2 protein-coding genes are annotated in these 956 nt (G+C 72.4%); one reads left to right on the top strand and one right to left on the bottom strand.

The features are described from left to right. Nucleotides 1–74 precede the first annotated feature (74 nt). Nucleotides 75–251, bottom strand: coding sequence for a hypothetical protein (locus tag ACFC02_RS40605; RefSeq protein ID WP_157028735.1), 177 nt, complete (start codon nt 249–251; stop codon nt 75–77). 141 nt (nt 252–392) lie between these two features. On the opposite strand from ACFC02_RS40605, the gene ACFC02_RS40600 reads away from it, so the two are divergent. Then, nucleotides 393–581 (top strand): hypothetical protein, encoded by a 189-nt coding sequence (locus tag ACFC02_RS40600; RefSeq protein ID WP_376189705.1) that lies wholly within the window; start codon nt 393–395, stop codon nt 579–581. Nucleotides 582–956 lie beyond the last annotated feature (375 nt).

The raw sequence follows: 956 nt of genomic DNA, 5'->3' as shown, positions 1-956 counted from the left end.
ACCGCACCCCGCGCTGGGGGCCCGCGGGGGGGTGGTGGGGGGGGGCCCCCGCCCGGCCCCCCGCCGAGGGGGCGTCAGCTGGCGTCGTACCGCGCCTGCTCCAGCGCGTCCCGGACGGCCTGCTCGCCCTGGATCTCGCCGCGCTCGATCGCGGCGTACACGGCGGCCGAGCCCATGTACATCCGGTCCTGGAAGTTGACCCCCTCGGAGGAGGAGGAGTCGTCGTTCTTCTTGCCACCGAACAGGCCCATGATGATCTCCCTTGCGGTTGTGTCAGCTTGTGCCGACCGCTTCACTATGACACGACTGTGTCAGTCTGCGCAAGCCCCGTCGAATTGAGAATGCCTAGGTGTGTGTCGTGGCTCGTGCTCCTGGCGCTCGTTGATCCCGGCATGAGTACGAGCGATGACGTTGCGGGTGGGGCCGAGCCGACGCAGGAGTACGGCGTGCTGTGGGTGCCGGTGAGGTGTCCGGGCGACTGCCTGTGCTCGGACTGCTCGGGTGCGGGGGACATGTGGGCCGACGCCCAAGCGGAGATGCGGGAGGAGCTGGGCGAGGACCCGTTGGGTCCTGATGCCTAGGTGTGGCGGTCGAAAGTGCCAGAGGTGTGGTGCGGAGCCGGATGATGTGCACGTGCAGAACAGTGATGCGAGCAGGGCGGAGCGGGCGCGGTGGTGTGGGTGGTGTGGGCTGCCGATTCCGGGGCCGCATCCGGTGGTGGGGCGGCCGCGGCTGTACTGCCGGACGGGTGGGTGCCGGACGCGGGCGGCGGAGCACAGGCGGGAGCAGGCCCGGACGCGGGCGGCGGTGCTGGCGGCGGAGCGCGCGGTGCTCGGCCGACCGGAGGAGCCGATCGTGCCGCCCGCGCCGGGATCTGCACGTGCGCAACCCCGGCGGCCGCAGCCGCGGGATGCTCCGCCGGCTACTCCGCCGCGTCCGGCCCGGCCGGTGGTGGG

Origin of the sequence: Streptomyces sp. NPDC056160 (assembly GCF_042268205.1) — a bacterium.
Classification (GTDB): domain Bacteria; phylum Actinomycetota; class Actinomycetes; order Streptomycetales; family Streptomycetaceae; genus Streptomyces.
Note: the sequence above shows the minus strand (reverse complement) of the source record. Positions and strands in the feature narration are given on the sequence as shown.